This window comes from Lientehia hominis (assembly GCF_021044755.1).
Taxonomy (GTDB): domain Bacteria; phylum Bacillota; class Clostridia; order Lachnospirales; family Lachnospiraceae; genus Lientehia; species Lientehia hominis.
Genome location: NZ_JAJNOR010000001.1, coordinates 561402 through 583111, shown reverse-complemented (window position 1 = coordinate 583111; position 21710 = coordinate 561402). Strand labels below are relative to the sequence as shown.

Below are 21710 nucleotides of genomic sequence, written 5' to 3'. Positions count from 1 at the left end.
CAGAGATGAGGGAACAGGCAGAAGCAGTGCAGAGGATGCAGGACTATATTGAAGTACACTTGGAGGAGCAGATTACCCTGGCGGACCTTTCACGGGCATCCTTATATTCACCATGGCACTCCTACCGTTTGTTCCGGCAATGGACCGGCCGGACGCCCGCGGATTATATCCGGCGGCTGCGGCTGTCAAAGTCTGCGCTTAAGCTGCGGGACGAAGCCTGCAGGATCATCGATGTGGCTTTTAGTCTGGGCTTTGGGAGTGTGGACGGGTATCAGCGGGCATTTTTCCGTGAATTTGGCTGCAATCCCAGTGAATATGCCGAGAACCCTGTTCCTCTTTATCTGTTCACCCCCTACGGCGCGGTTTACAGAGAAATCAGAAAGGAAGGAACTGTTATGGAAAAAGTAAAAAACGTGTTTATTCAGGAGGTTGACAAGCCTGCCCGCAAGGTCATCCTGAAGAGGGGGGTTAAAGCGTCTGATTATTTCCCTTACTGTGAGGAGGTGGGCTGTGACGTTTGGGGGCTTCTCATGAGCATGAAGTCCCTGTGCGGCGAGCCAGTATGCCTTTGGCTGCCGGAGACGTACCGGAAGCCCGGCACCTCCGAATATGTCCAGGGAGTGGAAGTCGGTACGGAATATGACGGACCGGTGCCGGAAGGATTTGATGTGATCGAACTGCCCCCGGCAAAATATCTGGTGTTTCAGGGAGAACCATATGCAGAGGAGGAGTACTGCCAGGCGATCGAAGCGGTACGGGAATCCATCCGGAAATACGATCCGTCTGTGACCGGACGCAAGTGGGACAGGGAAAATCCCCGCATCCAGCTGGAACCGATCGGCTCGCGCGGTTATATTGAGCTGCTGGCTGTGAAATAAAACAGAGGAGGAAGACAGCCGGTACCGTATGAGTGAAATATAAATTTTTTATAAACGGATAAAATATTATAGACCACCTGGTCTGTTTGTGCTATACTGCAAGAACAGACCAGGTGGTCTATTTTGTGTAAATTAAGTTCAGAGCAGGAGGTGTCTGGCATGAAGAGAGAAGAAAAGAATCAGCTGAGCCGGCAGAAGATTCTTGAGAGCGCCGTTCGGGAATTTGGGGAACATGGCTATGGAATGGGTTCCATTAATACCATCTGCATTGAGGGAGGTATTTCCAAGGGCGCGCTGTATCACCATTTTAAAGATAAAGATCAGGTATATCTGGTGTGTGTCGGAGAATGCTTCAATGCTCTTGTTTCCTATCTGCGCCGTCATTTGGAACCGGAGTCAGAGGATGCGAAGGGCCGGCTGGAACAGTATTTTGATGCACGTATGGAGTTTTTCAGGGAAAATCCTTTATATCAGAGGATATTTTGCGAAGTGGTGATTTCGCCTCCGGGTCATTTGACTGATGAAATAAGAAAAGCGAAAGAAGCCTTTGACGAGCTGAATGTGGAAATCCTGGGCCGTTTCCTGGAACGGGAGCTGCTTCGCCCTGACGTAACGAAAGAAGAGGTCATTGAAACCTTCGGACAGTATCAGGATTTTGTCAATGCCGGATACAGTGCGCCAGGTATGGACAGAGAGACCCGGGAAGAGCATGAGCAAAGATGCAGGAGAGCTTTGGATATCCTGCTTTATGGAGTTATTAAAAGATAAAGGAGCGAAGCCAGGCATGAGTTCTCTTTTAGGTGAAGTAAAGACATCAAAAGCAATAGTTAAGCTGGCGGTTCCCGCTACATTGGCGCTGCTCGCAAAAGCTGTGTACAATATTGTGGATACAGCGTATATCGGGATGCTGGGTTCGGATACTGCTCTGGCAGCTGTGGGAGTGACACTTCCGCTTCTGTTGATCATGGTATCAGTGGAAAATATTTTTGCCGCCGGCGCGGCAGTTCTGGCCGGCCGGCAGCTTGGCGCAGATGACAAAGACGGAGCGGGCACGACCGTGACCAGTGTAGTGGGGATATCAGTGCTGATCGGCATAGTCCTGTGCCTGGGAGGAATCGCCTTTATGGAGCCGCTTCTCCGGATGTTCGGAGCGTCAGACGCGGTGCTGCCTCAGGCAAAGGATTATGCCTTCTGGATGTTCATCGCCGCTCTGGCGAATCTTCCTGCCCAAAGCATGAACTGTGCCGCCAGGGCGGAGTCTTCCGTAAAGATTTCTTCCATTGCGGTCATTACCGGCGCCGCTCTCAATGTCGTTCTGGACCCGGTATTCATGTTTGAGTGGGGACTTGGCATGGGAGTGAAAGGGGCGTCCTTAGCGACGACTGTCTCCCAGATCGTGACATTTTTGATATTGTCATGGTTTTATGGAAGCGGACGCTCTGTCATTAAAATGCGGAAACGATATTTCAAACCCACCTTTTCTCTGATAAAGGCAGTCACGGTAATAGGGATTCCTACGGCGGTCATTCAAATCTGCCTGGCAGCGGCCACCTCGCTGACCAATATTGCGGCCAAGCCGATGCCGGATTCGGATCTGATCATTGCGGCATATGGAGTCGTACAAAGACTAGTCTTGATCGGCTGTTATGTGGTGATGGGATTCATGCAGGGATATCAGCCGGTGGCGTCCTATGCGTTTGGCGCCAAGAATGAAGAGCGGTTTCACGAGTCGGTACGCTTTTCTTTAAGGGCCTCTCTGGTACTTACGGCAGCGGTTGCAGCAATCTATATCCTGCTTTCCAGACCGCTTATCATGCTCTTTAACCGAAATCCTGCGGTGGTCGGATACGGAGCGAAGCTCTTGATTTCGCAGGTGGCGCTTTACCCTGCCTTTGGACTTTGCTACATGATGACCATTACCTTCCAGACCATTGGCGAGGCACGGTATGGACTGCTGCTTTCTGTGATCCGGCAGGGACTGTTCTATATTCCGTTCATCGTTATGCTGCCGCGTTTCTTCGGTATAAATGGAATTTATTTTGCACAGCCTGCGTCGGATGTTCTCACTGCCCTGGTCTGCATCGGATCCGTGCGGCGTATGAAACAGATGGCGGGCAGGAATATGGCGGACCAGATGATCATAGGGAAATAAAAGATTTTAGAAAGCAGAACTGCCATAAAGGAAACCTCTTTTCAGAAGCTTTCTTTATGGCAGTTCCGTATGCTCAAAATCTATTCAGCTGTGATAATGGGGTTATGCAACAGCTTTCTTATGGGAAGTAGTATGTCTGCTTACGGCTGAGGTATAAAGATCGGAAGCGCTTGCTGTTTCTTCACGCTCTTCACAAATGACCACAACAGCTTTGATAACAAAGGATACGGCTAAAACGGCAATAATGGCGACAATCGTTAATAATAAATTCAACATGACAAAATCCTTTCCGATATGACATTTCATATCTCACACACTATAATATTTTATGACGTTTGGTTTTGGAATTTTCCTTGATTCAAGTAAGAGATATCGGGTCAGCAGAAGATGTCATATGTTTTGTTTCTTTCTTTCCTTCACGGCTCATATTATAGCAGATAAAACAGCATAATTTCGTGGAATTTAAGGGGGTTTTCAAAGAAAAAATTGTATAGAATGATGGGAGAATGTTTAAAAACAGAAACAAGAAATGCTCGTTTGTATATAAATTAACAAAAATATCCAGGAGGATTTTGACATGGTGAAAACTGCATGAACATCATTGTGAATATTGCCGAAATTCTGTGCCCGGTCAAGGAGCCGGAGAGGAAGAAGGTCTCCGGCCATAAACCGTTTTGTCAGAGCGGCAGAAATTCTGGTTTCCGGCCATGAAAAACAGAATAGTATCGAAAGCCGCAGTCTTTCAATAGTGCCCCCGTGCGGTCAAAGGAATAACCGATGTGGTCCGGCTGATGGGCGTCGGAGCCGAGTGTCAGAATCTCTCCGCCCAATTCCCGATAACGTTTAAGAATGTCCTCAGTCGGATTTGGATGTCCTAGTCCGGCTTTGAAACCGGCGGTATTGCATTCAATGCCTTTGCCTTTGTCAATCAGGGTCCTTAATATTTCATCTATAATGTCGGAGAATTTTTCATAGCTGTAATATCGGTTTTTATTCGGACCATACCGTACGACGAAATCCAAATGGCCTGCCACGTCAAAGCAGTCATAGGCCTTGAAATTTTCCAGTTCATCCTCAAAATAAGAACGATATGCGGAATCCTCGGAGAGGCCTTCGAAAAATTCCGGATAGTAGGGGTCCATTCCTCGGGAGGCATGAACAGAACCAATGATGAGATCAAATGGGTAGCTGTCTGCATAAGCGGCCAGGTCTGTCTTAATATTTATCTGAAGCCCCAGCTCCACGCCGATACCAAGACGGATTTTTTCCTGGTATTCTGTTCTCAGCTGGGACAGGGCAGAAAAATACTCGCCGGTATTCAATAAGAAGCTTATATCACCGGCAGGAAATTCAAAATCCTGGTGGTCCGTAATGCAGAGCGCCTGCATACCCAGAGCACAGGCCTGCTCTATCTGTGCCCGAGGCGGCGTTTCCGAGTCGCCGGAAAAGCTTGTATGCAGATGGGAATCAATGTAAATGGGCGTCATCTTAGATTATGTCCTTTCCATATCTTGATCGAACAGATACTCTTGTCCTTTAAACAGAATAGAATAAAACGAAATGATTGTCAAATGCCGGCTTCGATATATTGCTTGCGGCTTCTTATATTTGACGCTATAATGAAAAAAGATGCGGCGGAGGAACATGGAAAAGGAGGATATCGTGAAGAAGGAAGAAAAGAAGAGAAAGAAACGGAATAAAGGGGCGTTCAGCACAGCCCTTGGAATGGAGCTCCGGGAGCACAAAAGCTCTTTTTTCGTATATTTCATACTGCGCCTGTTCGTTATCGCCACCATGGTCCTGCAGCTTTTCAGAGGAAATTATGAAAATGTGTTTCTTTGTATTTTGACGCTGGTGCTGCTGGTGGTCCCCAGCCTGATCCAGGTGAAGATTAAGATCGAGCTTCCGACTGCGCTGGAGATCATCATGCTGCTCTTCATCTTTTCGGCAGAGATATTGGGAGAGATCAACGCCTTTTATATCCGGATACCGGCCTGGGATACGGTCTTACATACGCTGAACGGCTTCCTGATGGCAGCCATCGGATTTTCCCTGGTGGATATCCTGAACCGCCATGAACGATTTTCTTTTGAACTGTCTCCTGTTTTCATGGCCATTGTGGCCTTCTGCTTTTCCATGACGATCGGCGTCCTTTGGGAATTCTTTGAATGCGGCATGGATACCTTTTTTCATCTGGATATGCAGAAGGATACGATCCTTCATTCAATCACGTCGGTGATGCTCGATCCGAACGGCGGTAATGTGCCGATTACCATAAAAGGGATCCAGGATGTGTCTGTCAACGGACAGAGTCTGGGGCTTGGAGGCTATTTAGACATCGGGCTTTATGACACCATGAAGGATCTTTTCGTGAATTTCATCGGAGCGGTTGTGTTTTCTGTGGTGGGATTTTTCTATGTGAAGAGCCGTGGAAAAGGCAGATTTGCCAAACGGTTCATACCGAGGCTTAAAAACAAAGATAAGGATTTTCTCAGCATTGCGGCAGAAAACAGAGACGATGCGGAACACGAAGGCGCAAGTGAGGAGAAAGAAACGGAGAGCGGAGAATGACTAGAATAGAATTTCAGGAACTTGTAAAAAAAGGGACTGTGCTGCTGGATGGAGCCACCGGCTCCAATCTGATGAAAGCCGGGATGCCCCGGGGAGTATGCACCGAACAATGGATATGCGGCCACCGAGGAGTGCTGGAGCAGCTTCAGAAGCAATATCTGGAAGCCGGATCCCAGATCGTCTATGCACCGACTTTTTCTGCCAATCGGATAAGCCTGGCCGGTCATGGGCTGGAGGGATGCCTGGAGGAGATCAACCGGGAGCTGGTGGGAATTTCCAGAGAGGCGGTTGGAAACTCCTGCCTGGTAGCAGGAGACATTACGACGACGGGAAAAACGGAAGAGGAGTACGGTGTGCTGCTGGATGTATACAGAGAGCAGATTCAGATTCTCGCTGACGCGGGAGTGGACCTGATCGTGGCGGAGACTATGTTGGGGCTGGAAGAGACCATGGCGGCGCTGGACGCCTGCCGGGAGGTCTGCGGGCTGCCCATGATGTGTTCCATGACCATTGAATCTGACGGCAGTCTGCTTTTTGGAGGGAATGTATTTGACACGGCCGCAGCGCTGGCGGAGATGGGGGCAGACGCGGTCGGGATAAACTGCTCTGCAGGCCCGGACCGGCTGGAGTCCGTAGTCCAGACAATCAGGCAGACTGTGAGTGTTCCGGTCCTGGTGAAGCCGAACGCCGGCATGCCGGTGATCCGGGAGGACGGTGAGGCGGTCTATTCCATGGCGGCAGAGGAGTATGCGGGACATATGGCGAAGCTTGTGGAAGCGGGGGCCGATATTGTCGGCGGATGCTGCGGGACCACTCCGGAATATATAAAAAAAATGGCGGAGAAGATTTCCCATAACCGTTTATGTCTTTGTTAAGTATCTCCGAAAATTTAGTTCAAGACACTTCCCACTAAACAGCCGCTTTAACTTCATGGAGCAGCAGCGATTTCACATAGGGTCTGCTTTCTTCATCCAGTAAGAACATGAAAGCGTTGCTGCGGCATTTTTGCAGGCGCTCGCCCTGCAAAAGGAAGTCGTAGCCCATAGAGCATCTTTGATTGCAGGTGGAAGGGTCAGCCAGGCGTTTGCAGTTTGGTGATTCCTGGATAGTGCGCACCATGCTGCCGGGCAGCGTATCTAAAATCTCCGGGTACTGGTCAACATGGGCCGCATAAATCCGGGCGATCAGCCCTTTCTTGCGGAATACATAATTAGCGATAATTTTTTTGTCCAAGCTGTAAGAAACCACATAGCCGCTCTTGGCGGACTTCACATCAATCTTGCAGCCAAATGCCGTCAGTTCGTCATGCAGCTCACTTACAAACTTCTGGTTCTCTCCGTCAACGGAAGCTAAAAAATCCTGGAATGTATATTTCTCACTCATGCTACTGTTTTCCTCCTATTATGTTGTATATATACCTTTTCAAAGAATTCCCGATAGATTCACCAATAAATATCATATATTTTCCCTAATGCGCGTTATACCCAATAAGGGATATTCAATTTTGTCCTCCTGTTGTTTTTGCTGAATATTTATTGTTTACTGTCGACGACCGGAATCCAGATCTGGCTCAGATAATCCGCGGCATAGGCATTCCCATCACTGTACCACTCCAGCTCCGGGCATTTTGCGTGTTGAAATGGATATCTCACCAGCCATTCCTCCTGGAGATAGTTCCATCCATTTTGGATGGCCTGCGGCACAGGCCCCACACAGTCGAACACCGCCCAGGCAGCCTCCGATATGCGTATTTCCGTATAGCCTTCCGGCAGCTCCTTGTCTGATATCACCATGATGGAATACTCCGCTTCATTCAGACTTTTCTTATCACAGCAGAACAGACCAAACAGCCCTTTTGAATCTCCTTTATCCATGGAAGTCAGTTGGGAAAAGGTGCCGTCCCTTTGGCACTCGCTCCAAAAAGCAGGTATCTTTGTATAGTGATTCCCATTCCAGGGAGATATGCGGATGCTCTTCCCGATCAGGCGGAAGGACGCTTTTTGCTCCAGTCTCCACATATATTGCTGCTTGACGGAACTCTGCATTTTCGGGACCGCCCGCAGTCTCACATCCTGATTCCGGGCGTCCTTTGGCGTGATTCCATGAAATTGCTGGAATGCTTTTGTAAAGGAAGTGGGCGAGTCATATCCGTATTGATAGCTCACATCGACTACTCTCATATCCGTACTCTTGAGGTCGTATCCAGCTAAGGTCAATTTTCTGGCGCGTACATACTCCGAGAAGCTGATGCCGTTCAGATAGGAAAACACCTTTTGAAAAAAATTATAAGAGCATCCCGCGATTTCAGCTATTTCCTGCGGATCAATCGGCTCCTGCTTGCGCTGCAGATGGTTTTCCACATAGTCGATGATTATTTGCAGTTTTTCGTTCCACTCCATATTGTTTTCCTTTCTATTGCCCCATCTCTGCAACTTTCATTATAACGGATAGAAAGAAACCTGTCCTCTTAATCCTGGTACTGGAAGGATAGAATGACGGAAGTTTGAAAGCGCCGCCGTTCTTCCCGTCGGTGACCGATTGACAGGACTTTCGGTAAAAAATGTGTATGTAGCGTGTCAGGCGCTGGGTTTTACCCGGAGCAGGAAGCCCGCAGGCTGTCTGCCGTCAGCGTTTTGGCGCCTCGCAGCATCTCCAAGGGGGTGCCGGTGAACACCACCTCGCCGCCGTTCTTCCCGCCGTCCGGGCCGATGTCAATGATCCAGTCCGCCTGCTTCATCACGTCCAGGTTGTGCTCGATCACCACCAGCGTGTTTCCACGAGACACGATCAGGTCGAATAGCTTGAGCAGGTTTTGAATGTCAGACAGATGCAGGCCGGTGGTGGGCTCGTCCATCACAATAATCCCGCCTTTTTTCCCGAGGTTCTTCGCCAGCTTGATTCGCTGACGTTCGCCGCCGGAAAGGGTATTGAGCGGTTGGCCCAGTGTCAGGTAGGAGAGGCCCACCTGCTCCATCACTTTCAGGTGTTTTCTGATCTTAGCATCCTCGAACACCTCCAGCGCCTGAGAGGCGGTCAGCCTCAGCAGTTCCACAATGTTTTTCTCCTTGTAGGTGCAGGCAAGGGCTTTCTCGTTATACCGTACACCGCCGCAGGCTTCGCATTCCGTCACGATGGGGTCCATGAAGGCAAGCTCGGTGACGATGACGCCCTTGCCGCCGCACACTGGGCAGGCTCCGGCAGAGTTGAAGCTGAACAGACTGTCCGGCTTACCGCTTTCACGCGCCAGCAATTTGCGGATTTCATCAAAAAAGTCTAGGTAGGAGGCGGGAGTGGAGCGGTTGGTGGCCGTGATGGGTCCTTGGTCGATCATCACAATGCTGCTTTCATACTGCCCTGCAAAAACCTGAGAAATCAGGGTACTTTTGCCCGAACCGGCTACGCCGGTCACCACGGTCATAATACCCAGGGGGATGTCCACATTTATATGCTTGAGGTTGTGGAGGCAGGCGTCCCGAATCGGCAGGCTGCCCGTCGCTTGCCGGAGAGTCTCTTTGATGGGCAGAATCTGCCGTATGGCCCGCCCGGTCAGGGTATCGGCCTGGAGCAGCTCCGGGTAGCTGCCCGCAAATACGATATTCCCGCCATTCTGCCCGGCCCCCGGCCCCACGTCGATTACATAGTCGGCGATGGAGATTACGTCCTTGTCGTGTTCCACGACCAAAACCGTGTTGCCCTTGTCCCGTAGCTGCCGCAGCAGGCCGTTCATGCGGTAAACGTCGCGGGGGTGCATTCCGGCGCTGGGCTCGTCGAAGATATAGGTCATACCGGTCAGGCTACTGCCCATGTACCGCACCAGCTTAAGCCGCTGGGCCTCTCCGCCGGAGAGGGAGGGGGTCTCCCGGTTTAAGTGCAGGTACGGCAAGCCAATCTCGATCATCCTGTCCAGTCCCTCTATGATGGTCTGCACCAGAACTACTGCTGTCTGATCGGTGATTTTCGTCAGCACCTCTCGAAGCTGGGTCAGCTCCATACCGCAGAGATCCGCAATGGAGTAACCGTTTATCCTGCAGCTCAGGGCCGCTTCGTTGAGCCGCTGTCCGTGGCAGTCGGTACACTCCATTTCGGTAACCAGGTTTTGGGACTTTTCCTGGGTGTGTCTGCTCTTATTTCTGATGTCCCGATTGAGCAGCGTCTTGGTGTACTTGTGGTACAGGCCGGTCACCTTCGGGTTTTCCGGCTCTCCTTTGCCGTCCCGTGAGCCGTAGAGCAAGAGGTTGTATTCCTCGCCGGAATACGCCCGGATGGGCTTATTCAGATCGAACAGGCCGGACTGAGCATACTGTTTCCAGTACCAGGAACCGGGCCGGTAGAGGGAATCCTTCACGCAGCCTTCATTCCAGGACTTGTTCAGGTCCAGGATCGCCTCCACGTCAACCTTGGTGATTTTACCTAGACCGGAGCAGGTTTTGCACATCCCGTTAGGGTCGTTGAAGGAGAAGTAGGAGGCCGTACCCACATAAGGCTGGCCGATTCTGGAAAACAGCAGCCGCAGACTGGCGTACAGGCCGCTGATGGTTCCCACCGTGGAGCGGGCGTTGCCGCCCAAGGGGGACTGGTCCACCACCACAGAAGGCGTCAGGTTGTCGATGCGATCCACTGCCGGCTTCGGGTATTTTGGCAGTCTGGACCGCACGAAGGCCGGGTAGGTGGCGTTCATCTGCCGCTGGGATTCGGCGGCGATGGTATCGAACACGATGCTGGACTTGCCGGAGCCGGATACGCCAGTAAACACCGTGATTTTTTCCTTTGGAATACGGAAAGTAACGTGTTTCAAATTGTTCTGGGTCAGTCCGTGGACAAGAATATCCGCCATTATTTTACACCTCTTTTCGTTTGCTTCTTTCTATCATACCCCAAAAGCAGCGCCATAATCAGTGTGGTCAGATAATCGGCTGCGGGGCTTGTGCATAAAATGCCGTCTATTTCCCAAATACGGGAGAAAATATGGATTAGGGGAACCATCAGCAGAAGCGGGCACCAGCGGCTACAGAAATACAAGGCAGACTGTGGTGAACAGGATGCCGATGGCAACGGATAGTCTGATGGCTTCCATGTTACAGCGTATCAAAGAAATAAATTTTAATCTTGATATTTTTTGCTGAGTTTTTGGCTCTGGAGATAAATAATGCGGTATGGTATCATAGAAGCACCGGAAGGAGGTGCCGTTTTGAAAGAAATATCCCCTTTACAAAGGGCAGTCGAATATATAGAAAACCATTTGAATGAAAACATCGGCTTGGGCGATGTGTCGAGGGAAACAGGTTACTCCTACTACCATATGACGCGGCTGTTTTCTTCCGTATTGGGAGAATCTGTTGGCCGTTACATCAATCGGCGCAGGCTGTACAACGCCTCGGAAAAGCTGATTCATTCCGATCAGCGGATCATCGATATTGCGTTTGGCTGCGGGTTTGAATCGCCGGAGGCCTTCAGCCGGGCTTTTAAGGCCGTTTTTGGCAGCAGCCCGGTGGATTACCGAAGGACGGGTCTCGACCTTGTCGTGAATGCCAGGAGGGAACTGACTCCTGAAGATGTGAACCATATTGCCAACAACATTTCACGTTCGCCGGAATTTGTGATACTGAAGGAGACAAAGGTGGCCGGACTAAGAGGAACAACCTCTCTGTCTGATAACCGGCTTCCTGGATTATGGGAGAAATTTATGCGCCACCATAAAGACCTGATTATGGCCGCTGGCGCTGGGTATGGCATTTGCGAAACACAGCGGACCACCTATACTAAAGACGGAGACGTATTGTTTTCAGCTATGGTGGGAAGCCCTGTGCAAGATTTTGAAAATCTGCCGCCGTCCTTATCATTGGATCAAAAGATTTTGCGGGCGGGAAGGTATGCCGTTTTTACCCATCGAGGCACCTTTGCAAATCTGTTCAAAACATATCAGTATATTTTTGGAACATGGCTGCAATCAGCAAAGGTGGAGCTGGATGACCGAGAGGACTTTGAGGTTTATGAGCGGGAGGTATTGTCCTTCGATGATCCCAATAATGAGGTAAAAATTTATATACCAGTAAAGTGAGAGAGGAACAATGCCGGCAGCCATAAGACCTGATGGCATTGTTCCTCTGCTTGCTTCGCAGCTAATGCTCAACTTTCCATATCACGTCTTTCCATCAACGGCCTCACTTAAATACCAACGGTGGCCTTCTTTCATGACGTATTGATTTTGGCAATCATTCTTCTTTGTTCGTTGGCCTCTTCTTCCCTTAAACGTTCCGATATCTGCTGTTCACTTATATTCCTGCACAGATGCCCATAAATCATAGAGTTTTAGAGGTAATCAAGGTTTTTAAAAAATTATATAAATCTCTTGACATCAGTGCTTGAATCATCTATATTAAAGATGTAAGACAGTTAGTTACTAGAGTAACAAACATACAAACAAAGAGGGTGATACGGTGTATATAGATACAAATACAGATAAACCCATATTCATTCAGATAGCCGAACAGCTTGAGGACTCCATATTTACAGGAATATTTCCGGAGGAGACAAAGATACCCTCTACGAATGAAATATCAGCACTGCTGAATATAAATCCTCATACCGTTTTGAAGGGAATGAATATGCTTGTGGACGAGGAGATTATTTATAAGAGGAGAGGGCTTGGAATGTATGTGAAAGAAGGGGCGGTCAATAAGATACGCACAAAGCGGCAGGGACAATTTTTCAGCCAGTATATAGAGGCATTGGTTACGGAGGCGGCGAAACTGAATATGTCAAAAGAGGAAGTAATTCAACTGATAGAGAGAGGTTATGACAATGAACGCAATTCAAATTAAGAATGTTACAAAACGATATCAAGATGTTACTGCGCTTGACAATGTGTCTTTTACCTTTGAGCATGGGAAAATCTACGGATTTTTAGGAAGAAACGGCGCTGGAAAATCTACGCTTATCAACATTATCGCAAACCGGATTTTTACTGACGAGGGCGAGGTTCTCGTTGACGATATGACAGCAAGAGAAAATATGGACGTCCATGAAAAGGTTTTTTGTATGAGCGAAGAAGATTTATATGCGGATGGAATAAAAGTCAAAGACCATTTTAAATGGATAGACCGATTTTACGACAGCTTTGACAGGAAGAAAGCGTTTGAGATTGCTGAAAGGTTTGGTCTCAACACCGACAAGAAATTTAAGCAGCTATCGAAAGGCTATCAGTCAATTTTTAAATTGACGATTGCTATGGCCCTCAACGTACCGTATGTGATTTTCGATGAACCAGTGTTAGGGCTGGACGCCAATCACAGAGAGCTGTTTTACGATCTGCTGTTAAGAGAATATGAAAACAACGAGCGGACAATCATTATTGCGACGCACCTGATTGAAGAAGTCGCAAATTTGATCGAGGAAGTTGTCCTGATCGATAAAGGAAAAGTACTGCTTCAAGAAAATGTGGAAAATTTATTGAAAACGGGTTACAGCGTTTCTGGTATGGCAAATAATGTCGACGCTTACTGCAGCGGTAAAAATGTGATTGGATATGACGAATTGGGAGGCATGAAGATCGCCTATGTGTTGGGGGAAAAATCTCCGGCTCCACAGGGAAGCGGCGTACAGCTTTCGGCGATGAATTTGCAAAAGCTGTTTGTTAAGCTGACAGAGAAAGGCGGTAATTGATATGAGAAAGCTGAAATCTATTATTCAATATGAATGCATTACCTCATTTAAATATATTTGGATTTTTTATGCCATACAGTATGCTGCCGTTTCACTTATTACACTGATCATAGGAATAAGCATGGGGAGTTTTGAAGAGGTAGGGACAAATGCTCTGGAAATGAACACTGTGATCTATGTTGGTATTTTAGGTGCATTAGGACTTAAAGAAGACTTTAAGATGCTGATACAAAACGGATTTACCCGAAAATATATCTTTATCGCGACATTTTCCATGTTCTGTTTTATATCCGGATCGATGGCACTTGTTGATACGGCGGCCGGAAATATCATTCATCACTTTAACAATGGTTATTCTTCCCTGTATGGAGGACTATATGGCTACGAAAATATAGTTATGAATTGGCTGTGGCTGTTTCTGGTCTATGTCATGGTCTGCAGCATGCTTTATATAGGAATACTTGTGATAAATAAAGCTGGAAAAGCGTTATCTATTTATCTGGGAGCTGCTGCGGGCGGCATTGTACTGCTGATCATTGCATTATTCAGATATGTTTTTTCGGCTGGAACGGTAAGCAATATCTTAGGATTTTTTGCAAAAGCAATGGGCTTTATGACTGACGGAACGATCAACTATCTGTTTCCGATTTTGACTTTACTGCTTGTTATCGCTGCTCTGGGAAGCGGCTCTTATGCCGTTATCCGCAGAACAGAGCTCAGATAATATGGCTGTTTGTCAAAGCTTAAATGAGAGAGCAGTCCATGAAAAGGGAGACGCACAGATTTGTGCGGTCTCCCTTTTTCTTTTGCCGGCATATCCAGGCTATTGAATGGCAGCATCCTGTCTGTTCAGTATTTCCATGAACTCTTCTCCGGTGATCGTCTCGTGATCATACAGATATTCTGCCAGCCGGTGGAGCTTAGCCAGATTGGAATTCAGAAGCTCCTCTGCTTTTTTATACTGTTTTTTCACCAGCGCGACGACCTTGTCATCAATCTTGGAAGAGGTATTTTCTGAACATGCCAGAGAAGTGTCTCCTCCCAGGTATTGGTTCTTTATGGTCTCAAAGGCGACCATGCCGAAGTCCTCGCTCATGCCGTACCGGGTGATCATAGCTCTGGCGACCTTGGTGGCCTGTTCGATATCATTGGAAGCTCCCGTTGAAATGGAGTGGAAGATCAGATCTTCTGCCACACGGCCGCCGGTGAGAGTGGAGATCTTGTTTTCCAGTTCCTCTTTGGACATCAGGTTCCGTTCATCCTGATCCACCTGCATGGTATAACCCAACGCGCCGGAAGTACGGGGAATGATCGTGATTTTTGTGACCGGGGCAGAATTTGTCTGAAGAGCGGCGACCAGCGCGTGTCCTATCTCATGATACGCCACCGTCAGTTTTTCTTTATCGGAAAGAATCTTATTCTTTTTCTGATAACCGGCGATGACGACTTCCACACTTTCTTCCAGGTCAGCCTGGGTCACATATTTCCGGCCGTCCCGGACAGCCCGGAGAGCGGCTTCGTTTACCATATTGGCGAGTTCCGCGCCGCTGGCGCCGGCGGCAGTCCTGGCGATGGACATGAAGTCCACATTGTCGCTCAGCTTGATGTTCTTGGCATGGACACGGAGGATGGCTTCCCGGCCCTGCAGATCAGGCAGCTCCACAGGGACCCGCCGGTCAAAACGGCCGGGGCGGAGAAGGGCGGGATCCAGAGATTCAGGACGGTTGGTGGCGGCAAGGATCATGACGCCGTTGGTGCCGTCGAACCCGTCCATTTCCGTCAGCAGCTGATTCAAAGTCTGCTCTCGTTCATCATTTCCTCCCATTCCGCTTCCATCTCTCTTTTTGCCGATGGTATCAATCTCGTCGATGAAGACGATGCAGGGGGCTTTTTCACTGGCCTGCTTAAAGAGGTCGCGGACCTTTGCAGCCCCCATGCCGACGAACATCTCCACAAATTCCGATCCGGAGATGGAGAAGAAGGGGACATTGGCCTCGCCGGCCACGGCTTTCGCGAGGAGGGTCTTTCCAGTTCCGGGAGGGCCTACCAGAAGGGCGCCCTTGGGCATCCTGGCGCCGATTTCCGTGTATTTCTTGGGGTTATGAAGGAAATCCACGATTTCCGTCAGGATTTCTTTGGCTTCGTCTTCGCCGGCTACATCAGAGAATTTTATGCCGGTCTTGGATTCCACATATACCTTGGCGTTGCTTTTTCCAAAGCTCATGGCGTTTCCCATGGATCCGCCCATTTTTTTCATCAGACTTCTGGACAGCAGCTGTCCGATGACGACGAAGATGAGAATCGGAAATACCCAGCTTAAAAGGAAACTCAGAATCGGCGAGGCTTCTTTGACAATAGGCGTGCCGAAGGAGGTGATGCCCGCGCCGTAAAGCCGGTCGATCAGCCGGTCGTCATTCATGTTTCCGGTCTTATAGTAGTTTGGCTTTTCTTCTTTATCGGAGAAGATGATCTCATTGTTTTCAATCTGAACTTCGTTTACTTTACCCTCGTCGATCATAGTGAGAAAGACGCCGTAATCCACTTCATTTACTTTTGCGCTGAAGATCTTGGGAAAAAACAGAGCGTTTAACAGCAGCAGCACGATCAACGCTATAAGGTAATAAAAGAGAATCGGTTTTTTCGGCGGCTGTACTTCTTTCATTGGTCATACCTCCTCATTTATTAAAACAGTCAGCTGGTTTGTGACGTCTTCGATGACAATACGCTTTTCTTCCGGAAGACTCCTTAAAAATTGTGTCATGGCTCCGACCATGGATGCGGTGGCCTGGCGGACAAATTCATTTCCTTTGTCGGTAAGGGTCACATGGACGGCCCGGCGGTTTTCTTTCATACGGACTCTGGCGACCAGGCCGTCGTCCTCCAGATCACTTATCAGCTTGGACAGCTGCTGCTTGGTTCTGCGTATCCGTGTGACCAGTTCCGTCATGGGGACCTGCCCCCTCGGGTCCTCTTTCAGAATGTAGAGAACGTGGAACGCGTGGGAGCTGAGTTTGATTCCGCACAGGTTGACGGGATGCTCCTGCATTCTGTAATAAAAGGTCAGGACAAAATGGGTAAAACTTTCTGCCAGCTCATCGGGCGGCAGATTTTTTTCCTCAAGGAAAGAACCGTTACAATCCATGCGAATACTCCTCCTTTATCTGCTTAAGGTGTCTTTTCAACAGGAGTATATAACATTTCATGTCAGAAAGTCAACGAAACATTTACTTTTATTAAAATGTTTATAAATAATATATATTTATTATTCATTATTTATGATTGTGACGGCGGCCCAGAGGAGCATTGCTTGCGGAAACGAGAAAAATCTGATATAATGCAGAAAGCTGCTGTTTGATAAAATGTGCAGATTCTGCATTCACTGATATAAGGAGAATTCCACATGAAAGAAGTATTATTTGAGATAGGCCCGTTTAAAATATACGGGTACGGCCTGATGATTGCCATCGGGGTCATCGCAGCCTTTGCGGTTGCCATGTACCGTGAGAAAAAATGGAAGGTCGGCGATGATAAAGTATTTGACCTCGGAATCTGGAGCCTGATCGGCGGGCTGATAGGAGCGAAGCTTCTGTTTTGGATTACGGAATTGCCGTCCCTGATTGAAAACCCGGCCAAAATCTGGTCGACGATGTCCACAGGCTTTGTGGTATACGGCGGCCTGATCGGCGGTATTCTGGCTGGCTATCTTTTCTGCCGCGTGAAGAAGCTTGTTTTTTTGAAATATTTTGATCTGGTGATGCCGTCCATCGCTCTGGCACAGGCCTTCGGACGAATAGGCTGTTTTCTGGCGGGCTGCTGCTATGGAAGGGAAACCCATACGGGCTGGGGGATCATATTCCATGAATCCGCCTATGCTCCCAATGGAGTGAGCCTGATTCCCACCCAGCTGATCTCCAGCGGGCTGAATTTTCTGAATTTCCTTGCTCTGATCCTGATTGCAAGACGGACAAAGAAAAACGGGCAGGTGGGAGCTTTGTACCTGGTCTTTTACAGCATCGGGCGGTTTGTGCTCGAGTTCTTCCGGGGCGATCCAAGAGGAAACGTGGGGATGCTGTCCACCTCTCAGTTTATCGCAATCTTCATGCTGATTGCCGGCATTGCAATCTTTGTCGGGTGCGGCAGGATAAAAGACAGTGAGACAGAAGAGACAGCGGAAGAAGCTGCAGCGGACGGAGAAGAAAATGCTTCGGCGGAAAAAGAGCAGTAATTGAAAAAAGCAGCGGCAGGCAGCCGCTGCTTTCATTATAATAGGAAATTCAACAGGGAGATCGAGGATGAAGGATGAGCTGACTGCAAGGGATTTTACGGTGCTGCAGAAAAACAGGCTTTTTCAGGGACTGTCAGGAGAGAGGCTCCGTTATGCCTTGGATTTTTTTTCTGCTGTTTCAAAGCAGTATGAAAAGGGAGAATTCCTTCATAGAGTAGGAAGCCGGCTGACCAGATTCGGTTTGGTCCTCTCTGGCAGAGTGCAGGTCTACATGGATGACATAGACGGAAATCCTATCATTATGGCCAACGTGACAGAAGGGAATACCTTTGGAGAGTCCATGTGTTTTCTGGAGATTGAGGAAGAACCGGTCACAATCTGTGCTGCCACAGGAGTGAAAGTACTTTGGCTGAGCACAGAGGAGATCAAGAGGATGCCGGTCAGCGGTACGGGTAATTCCCATAGTCTCACTCTGAGATTCATCACGCTGCTCACCGAGAAGACGCTGGCCATGAATGACAGAATCCAGATCTTGTCTAAAAAGAGCCTGCGGGGGAAGCTGATCGTATTTTTTTCCCAATGCGCCCATCAGTATGGCAGCGATAGGTTTACGCTTCCGTTTAACAGAAATGAAATGGCCGCCTATCTTGGCGCCGACCGGAGCGCTCTGTCCCGGGAACTGGCTAAGATGCAGGAGGAAGGGATCCTTCAGTTCTATAAGGAAAAATTTCGGCTTATGAAAAGAACAGAAGAGGATTAGAAAAGATAAAAAATTAACGAAAAAATGGAAACCTATATCATTTGGTTGCCAATGCAACAATTGAACCCCCGGTGATATGCTATGCTGATGAACACTAGCCAATAAGGAATACAAAAGGGGGATTCACATGAAAAAAATGATATCTGCCGTGATGACGGTCATTATTCTGGCGATGGTATTCGCCGGATGCGGGAAAAAGGCGGAAGAGACCGCGTCCATCCGGCTTGGAGGCCTGAAGGGCCCCACATCCATGGGCATGGTAAAGCTCCTGGATGACGCGGAGAATGGAAAGAGCAAAAGCAAAATTGAGTTCACAATGTCTGGCTCGGCGGATGAACTGACGCCGAAGCTGTTAAAAGGGGACCTGGATATCCTGGCGGTTCCGGCCAATCTGGGGGCAATCCTCTATAACAATTCTGAAGGGGCCGTACAGTTCTTAGCGGTCAACACCCTCGGGGTCATCTATATTGTGGAAAAGGGCGGACAGACTGTGAGCGGATGGGAGGATCTTAAGGGTAAGACCATTTATGCCACAGGAAAAGGCTCTACTCCGGAATACGCGCTTAATTACCTCCTGGAACAGAACGGCTTGGATCCGGAAACGGATGTGACAGTGGAATGGAAAAGTGAGCCTGCAGAAGTAGTGGCCCAGATGGCGGCGCAGGAGAGTGCCATTGCCATGCTGCCGCAGCCTTTTGTAACGGTAGCCGGTTCTCAGATAGAAGGCCTGAACGTGGCTCTGGATCTGACAGAAGAATGGAAGGCTTTGGATAACGGGAGTCAGTTCATTACGGCAGGTCTCGTGGTGCGTAAAGAGTTCGCGGAAAAATATCCGGAACAGCTGAAACAGTTCCTGGAAGAATATAAAGCATCCACCGAATATGTAAATGATAACCTGGAAGACGCTGCGGCGCTGGTGGAAAAATACGATATCGTAAAAGCGGCCGTGGCACAGAAAGCGATTCCTTACTGCAATATTGTTTATATGGACGGAAGCGGGATGGAGACGGCCATGAAAGGATATCTGCAGGTGCTGTACGATCAGAATCCTGCTTCCGTCGGCGGTGAGCTGCCGGGTGATGATTTTTACTATGAAGGAAAATAGTCCTTTGGCCGGCTAATGAGGTGGGGATGATGAAGAGAAGACGATTATATGAACGGGCCGCAGCCGTGGTTTTTGCCCTGCTCCTATGGCAGGCGGCCTCGATGATCCTGGGGCAGCAGCTCTTACTGGTCTCACCGGTCAGGGTCCTTTTGCGTCTTGGTACGCTCTGGCTGGAGTCCGGATTCTGGCAGACTCTCTGGTTCAGCTTCCTGCGGATAGTAGCCGGCTTTTTTCTGGGTCTTTTCCTGGGAGCCCTTCTGGCAGTCATCTCGTCGAGGAGCCATTTGTTAGAGACTATGCTGTGGCCCTTTCTGGTGGCAGTCAAGTCAGTGCCGGTGGCTTCTTTTATCATTATCAGCCTGATATGGCTGAGCGCGTCGGGACTTTCCGTATTTATATCATTCCTGATGGTATTCCCGATTGTATATTTCAATGTGCTGCAGGGAATGAAAAGCACTGACATCAGGATGCTCCAGATGGCGGAGATTTTTCGGATGCCATGGAGGAGGCAGCTTTTTTATATCTATCTTCCTCAGGTAAGACCCTTCCTGTTTTCTGCGTGCAGCACTGCGCTTGGCATATCATGGAAAGCGGGAATTGCGGCGGAAGTGATCGGGATTCCCGATGGTTCCATTGGAGAGCGGCTTTATGAGGCGAAGGTATATCTGAGCACGGCGGATCTGTTTGCCTGGACCATAGTGATCGTGCTGCTCAGTGTCCTGTTTGAAAAGATTTTCATGAAATTTATGAAGTGGGGCTTTGCCAGATTGGAGAAGCTGTGAAAGACATCGTATTTGCAAATGTAAATAAAAGCTTTGGGGAAGAACAAGTTCTCAAAGATTTTTCCGCGGTGATAAAGGGCGGAGAGACGACAAGCGTCATGGGCGGCTCCGGATGCGGAAAGACTACGCTTTTAAATATTTTGATGGGGTTTATCCCGCCGGATGCCGGCACTGTGTCAGGAGTTCCGGAGAGAAAAAGCGCCGTCTTTCAGGAGGACCGGCTCTGCGAAGCTTTTGGGGCTGTTTCCAACGTCCGTATGGCCGCCGGGAACCGGGTGCCGAAGGAACTGGTGAAAGAGCACCTGAAGGAGCTTGGGTTAAAAGAAGATATGTTTAACAAGCCGGTGGCTGATTTCAGCGGCGGAATGAAACGCAGAGTGGCCATTGCAAGAGCTGTGCTGTTTGACGCGGACATCCTTTTCTTAGATGAGCCGTTTAAAGGACTGGACGCCGTCACTAGGCAGGCCGCGATATCTTACGTGCGGAATTATACAAAAGGAAAGACCGTAATCTTGGTGACCCACGACGAGGCTGAGGCCAGGCAGATGGGCGGCGAGATCATACGGATGGAGCAAGCGGAAATCTGGGAGGAAAACGATGATTATTGAAGGGAAAAAGGAAGTTTTGGAGGTCCTTAGGATGCCGGAGGCTCAGTTTGACGCGGAAGTGGCGCCGGAGGCCGCGAAGCTGCGGGATGAGAGGAAGGGCGGCAGCCTGCTCGCTATGGCGATGCTGGGATATGACAATGTCTGTAAAAACCAATGCCTGTACTGTGGCATGCGGGCTTCCAACAGCGGGGTCAAACGGTATCGTCTGGCTCCTGAAGACGTGATCGCCTCGGCACGGATGGCCAGTGAAAATGGGTTCCGTCATATTTTTCTCGTATCGGGAGAAGACCCCAAATACGGATTTGATAATCTTCTGCACATTGTGGAAGCCATCCATGGGATGGGCATGCATCAGAGCCTTGCCTGCGGGGAATACAGCCCGGAGCAGTACCGGGAGCTTAAATCCGCCGGCGCGGAGGAATACGTGATGAAGTTTGAGATGTCGGACGAGGAAACCTTTAACCGGCTGAATCCCTCGACGAATTTCAAAAAGCGTATGTCAGCCATTGAATCTGTCAAAGCGAGCGGTATGAAGCTGGCTTCCGGGAATATAGTGGGATTTCCGGGACAGAGCCGCGATCAGCTGGCAGAGGATATTTTGCTGATGAAAAAGCTGGAGATCAGCTGGGCTCCGGTCATTCCATATATGCCGGCGCAGAACACGCCTCTGGCGGCGGAAGGGGGCGTGGGAGATCTGCTCACAAACAGGAAGGAAATCGCCCTGCTCCGCCTGATGATGCCGGATGTGAACATTACGGCTCAGCAGCCAGGGAAGGATCTGCGGAATGGACTGGCGGACCCTCAGGGGAACCGGGATGCCATTCTGTCCGGCGCCAATGTGTTGTTTTGCGATCTGCTTCCAGACGCTCTGGCAAAGAATTTCCGGGTCATTGACAACCGAAATGTGTCCGGTACAGAGCATCTGTATCAGATTGCGGAATTGACGGGGCTTGCCTTAAGCTTCTGA

Annotated in this window: 22 protein-coding genes; 15 read left to right on the top strand and 7 right to left on the bottom strand. The window is 49.2% G+C overall.

Translation table 11 applies throughout. From position 1 onward, the window contains the following. Nucleotides 1–5: 5 nt before the first annotated feature. From LQE92_RS02620 to LQE92_RS02610, 3 genes are all read left to right on the top strand, one after another. The gene (locus LQE92_RS02620; protein WP_231061448.1) at nucleotides 6–878 is read left to right on the top strand and encodes an AraC family transcriptional regulator; all 873 of its coding nucleotides are present in this window, start codon (nucleotides 6–8) and stop codon (nucleotides 876–878) included. Between the two features lie 159 nt (nucleotides 879–1037). Continuing rightward, a complete protein-coding gene (locus LQE92_RS02615) occupies nucleotides 1038–1646 on the top strand; it encodes a TetR/AcrR family transcriptional regulator (RefSeq protein ID WP_231061447.1) in 609 nt (202 codons plus the stop codon). Between the two features lie 16 nt (nucleotides 1647–1662). Beyond that, nucleotides 1663–3030: an MATE family efflux transporter gene (locus LQE92_RS02610; protein WP_231061867.1), complete on the top strand. Its 1368-nt coding sequence runs from the start codon at nucleotides 1663–1665 to the stop codon at nucleotides 3028–3030. A 102-nt stretch (nucleotides 3031–3132) separates the two neighbouring features. Here the strand turns inward: LQE92_RS02610 and LQE92_RS02605 are convergent, their stop codons facing one another. Next, nucleotides 3133–3306, bottom strand: a complete 174-nt coding sequence (locus LQE92_RS02605; RefSeq protein WP_231061446.1) for a hypothetical protein — start codon at nucleotides 3304–3306, stop codon at nucleotides 3133–3135. A 401-nt stretch (nucleotides 3307–3707) separates the two neighbouring features. Then, nucleotides 3708–4517: a histidinol-phosphatase HisJ family protein gene (locus LQE92_RS02600; protein ID WP_231061445.1), complete on the bottom strand. Its 810-nt coding sequence runs from the start codon at nucleotides 4515–4517 to the stop codon at nucleotides 3708–3710. Nucleotides 4518–4659: 142 nt separating this feature from the next. Between LQE92_RS02600 and LQE92_RS02595 the strand changes: the two genes are divergently transcribed. Together LQE92_RS02595 and LQE92_RS02590 are read left to right on the top strand one after the other, a co-directional pair. Next, nucleotides 4660–5601, top strand: a complete 942-nt coding sequence (locus tag LQE92_RS02595; RefSeq protein ID WP_456298550.1) for a hypothetical protein — start codon at nucleotides 4660–4662, stop codon at nucleotides 5599–5601. Next, nucleotides 5598–6476, top strand: a complete 879-nt coding sequence (locus LQE92_RS02590) for a homocysteine S-methyltransferase family protein (protein ID WP_231061444.1) — start codon at nucleotides 5598–5600, stop codon at nucleotides 6474–6476. The genes LQE92_RS02595 and LQE92_RS02590 overlap by 4 nt, the downstream gene beginning before the upstream one ends. 34 nt (nucleotides 6477–6510) lie before the next feature. On the opposite strand, the gene LQE92_RS02585 is transcribed toward LQE92_RS02590, so the two are convergent. From LQE92_RS02585 to LQE92_RS02575, 3 genes are all read right to left on the bottom strand, one after another. After that, nucleotides 6511–6984 (bottom strand): hypothetical protein, encoded by a 474-nt coding sequence (locus LQE92_RS02585; protein WP_231061443.1) that lies wholly within the window; start codon nucleotides 6982–6984, stop codon nucleotides 6511–6513. Nucleotides 6985–7133: 149 nt separating this feature from the next. Next, nucleotides 7134–8000, bottom strand: a complete 867-nt coding sequence (locus LQE92_RS02580; protein ID WP_231061442.1) for an AraC family transcriptional regulator — start codon at nucleotides 7998–8000, stop codon at nucleotides 7134–7136. A gap of 191 nt (nucleotides 8001–8191) precedes the next feature. After that, nucleotides 8192–10435 (bottom strand): ATP-binding cassette domain-containing protein, encoded by a 2244-nt coding sequence (locus tag LQE92_RS02575; protein WP_231061441.1) that lies wholly within the window; start codon nucleotides 10433–10435, stop codon nucleotides 8192–8194. 354 nt (nucleotides 10436–10789) lie between these two features. Between LQE92_RS02575 and LQE92_RS02570 the strand changes: the two genes are divergently transcribed. The 4 genes from LQE92_RS02570 (at nucleotide 10790) to LQE92_RS02555 (ending at nucleotide 13987) form a co-directional block, all read left to right on the top strand. Then, nucleotides 10790–11659, top strand: coding sequence for an AraC family transcriptional regulator (locus LQE92_RS02570; protein ID WP_231061440.1), 870 nt, complete (start codon nucleotides 10790–10792; stop codon nucleotides 11657–11659). A gap of 379 nt (nucleotides 11660–12038) precedes the next feature. Beyond that, nucleotides 12039–12422: a GntR family transcriptional regulator gene (locus LQE92_RS02565; protein ID WP_231061439.1), complete on the top strand. Its 384-nt coding sequence runs from the start codon at nucleotides 12039–12041 to the stop codon at nucleotides 12420–12422. Continuing rightward, nucleotides 12403–13263, top strand: a complete 861-nt coding sequence (locus tag LQE92_RS02560) for an ABC transporter ATP-binding protein (protein WP_231061438.1) — start codon at nucleotides 12403–12405, stop codon at nucleotides 13261–13263. The genes LQE92_RS02565 and LQE92_RS02560 overlap by 20 nt, the downstream gene beginning before the upstream one ends. A gap of 1 nt (nucleotide 13264) precedes the next feature. Continuing rightward, nucleotides 13265–13987, top strand: a complete 723-nt coding sequence (locus tag LQE92_RS02555) for a hypothetical protein (protein ID WP_231061437.1) — start codon at nucleotides 13265–13267, stop codon at nucleotides 13985–13987. A gap of 99 nt (nucleotides 13988–14086) precedes the next feature. Here the strand turns inward: LQE92_RS02555 and ftsH are convergent, their stop codons facing one another. Both ftsH and LQE92_RS02545 read right to left on the bottom strand, forming a co-directional pair. Next, a complete protein-coding gene (gene ftsH / locus LQE92_RS02550; protein ID WP_231061436.1) occupies nucleotides 14087–15925 on the bottom strand; it encodes an ATP-dependent zinc metalloprotease FtsH in 1839 nt (612 codons plus the stop codon). Nucleotides 15926–15928: 3 nt separating this feature from the next. Beyond that, nucleotides 15929–16405, bottom strand: coding sequence for a MarR family winged helix-turn-helix transcriptional regulator (locus LQE92_RS02545; protein WP_231061435.1), 477 nt, complete (start codon nucleotides 16403–16405; stop codon nucleotides 15929–15931). A gap of 258 nt (nucleotides 16406–16663) precedes the next feature. Here LQE92_RS02545 and LQE92_RS02540 point away from each other — a divergent pair, with 258 nt between their 5' ends. The 6 genes from LQE92_RS02540 to LQE92_RS02515 all read left to right on the top strand — a co-directional run bounded on the left by LQE92_RS02540 (nucleotide 16664) and on the right by LQE92_RS02515 (nucleotide 21710). Beyond that, nucleotides 16664–17488: a prolipoprotein diacylglyceryl transferase gene (locus tag LQE92_RS02540; protein ID WP_231061434.1), complete on the top strand. Its 825-nt coding sequence runs from the start codon at nucleotides 16664–16666 to the stop codon at nucleotides 17486–17488. A 67-nt stretch (nucleotides 17489–17555) separates the two neighbouring features. After that, nucleotides 17556–18248 (top strand): Crp/Fnr family transcriptional regulator, encoded by a 693-nt coding sequence (locus tag LQE92_RS02535; RefSeq protein ID WP_231061433.1) that lies wholly within the window; start codon nucleotides 17556–17558, stop codon nucleotides 18246–18248. A gap of 127 nt (nucleotides 18249–18375) precedes the next feature. Next, nucleotides 18376–19353, top strand: a complete 978-nt coding sequence (locus LQE92_RS02530; RefSeq protein WP_231061432.1) for an ABC transporter substrate-binding protein — start codon at nucleotides 18376–18378, stop codon at nucleotides 19351–19353. 26 nt (nucleotides 19354–19379) lie between these two features. Then, a complete protein-coding gene (locus LQE92_RS02525; protein WP_331001215.1) occupies nucleotides 19380–20135 on the top strand; it encodes an ABC transporter permease in 756 nt (251 codons plus the stop codon). Then, entirely contained in the window at nucleotides 20132–20743 is a 612-nt protein-coding gene (locus tag LQE92_RS02520; protein ID WP_231061431.1) for an ATP-binding cassette domain-containing protein, read from the top strand. The genes LQE92_RS02525 and LQE92_RS02520 overlap by 4 nt, the downstream gene beginning before the upstream one ends. After that, nucleotides 20733–21710, top strand: coding sequence for a biotin synthase BioB (locus LQE92_RS02515; protein WP_231061430.1), 978 nt, complete (start codon nucleotides 20733–20735; stop codon nucleotides 21708–21710). The genes LQE92_RS02520 and LQE92_RS02515 overlap by 11 nt, the downstream gene beginning before the upstream one ends.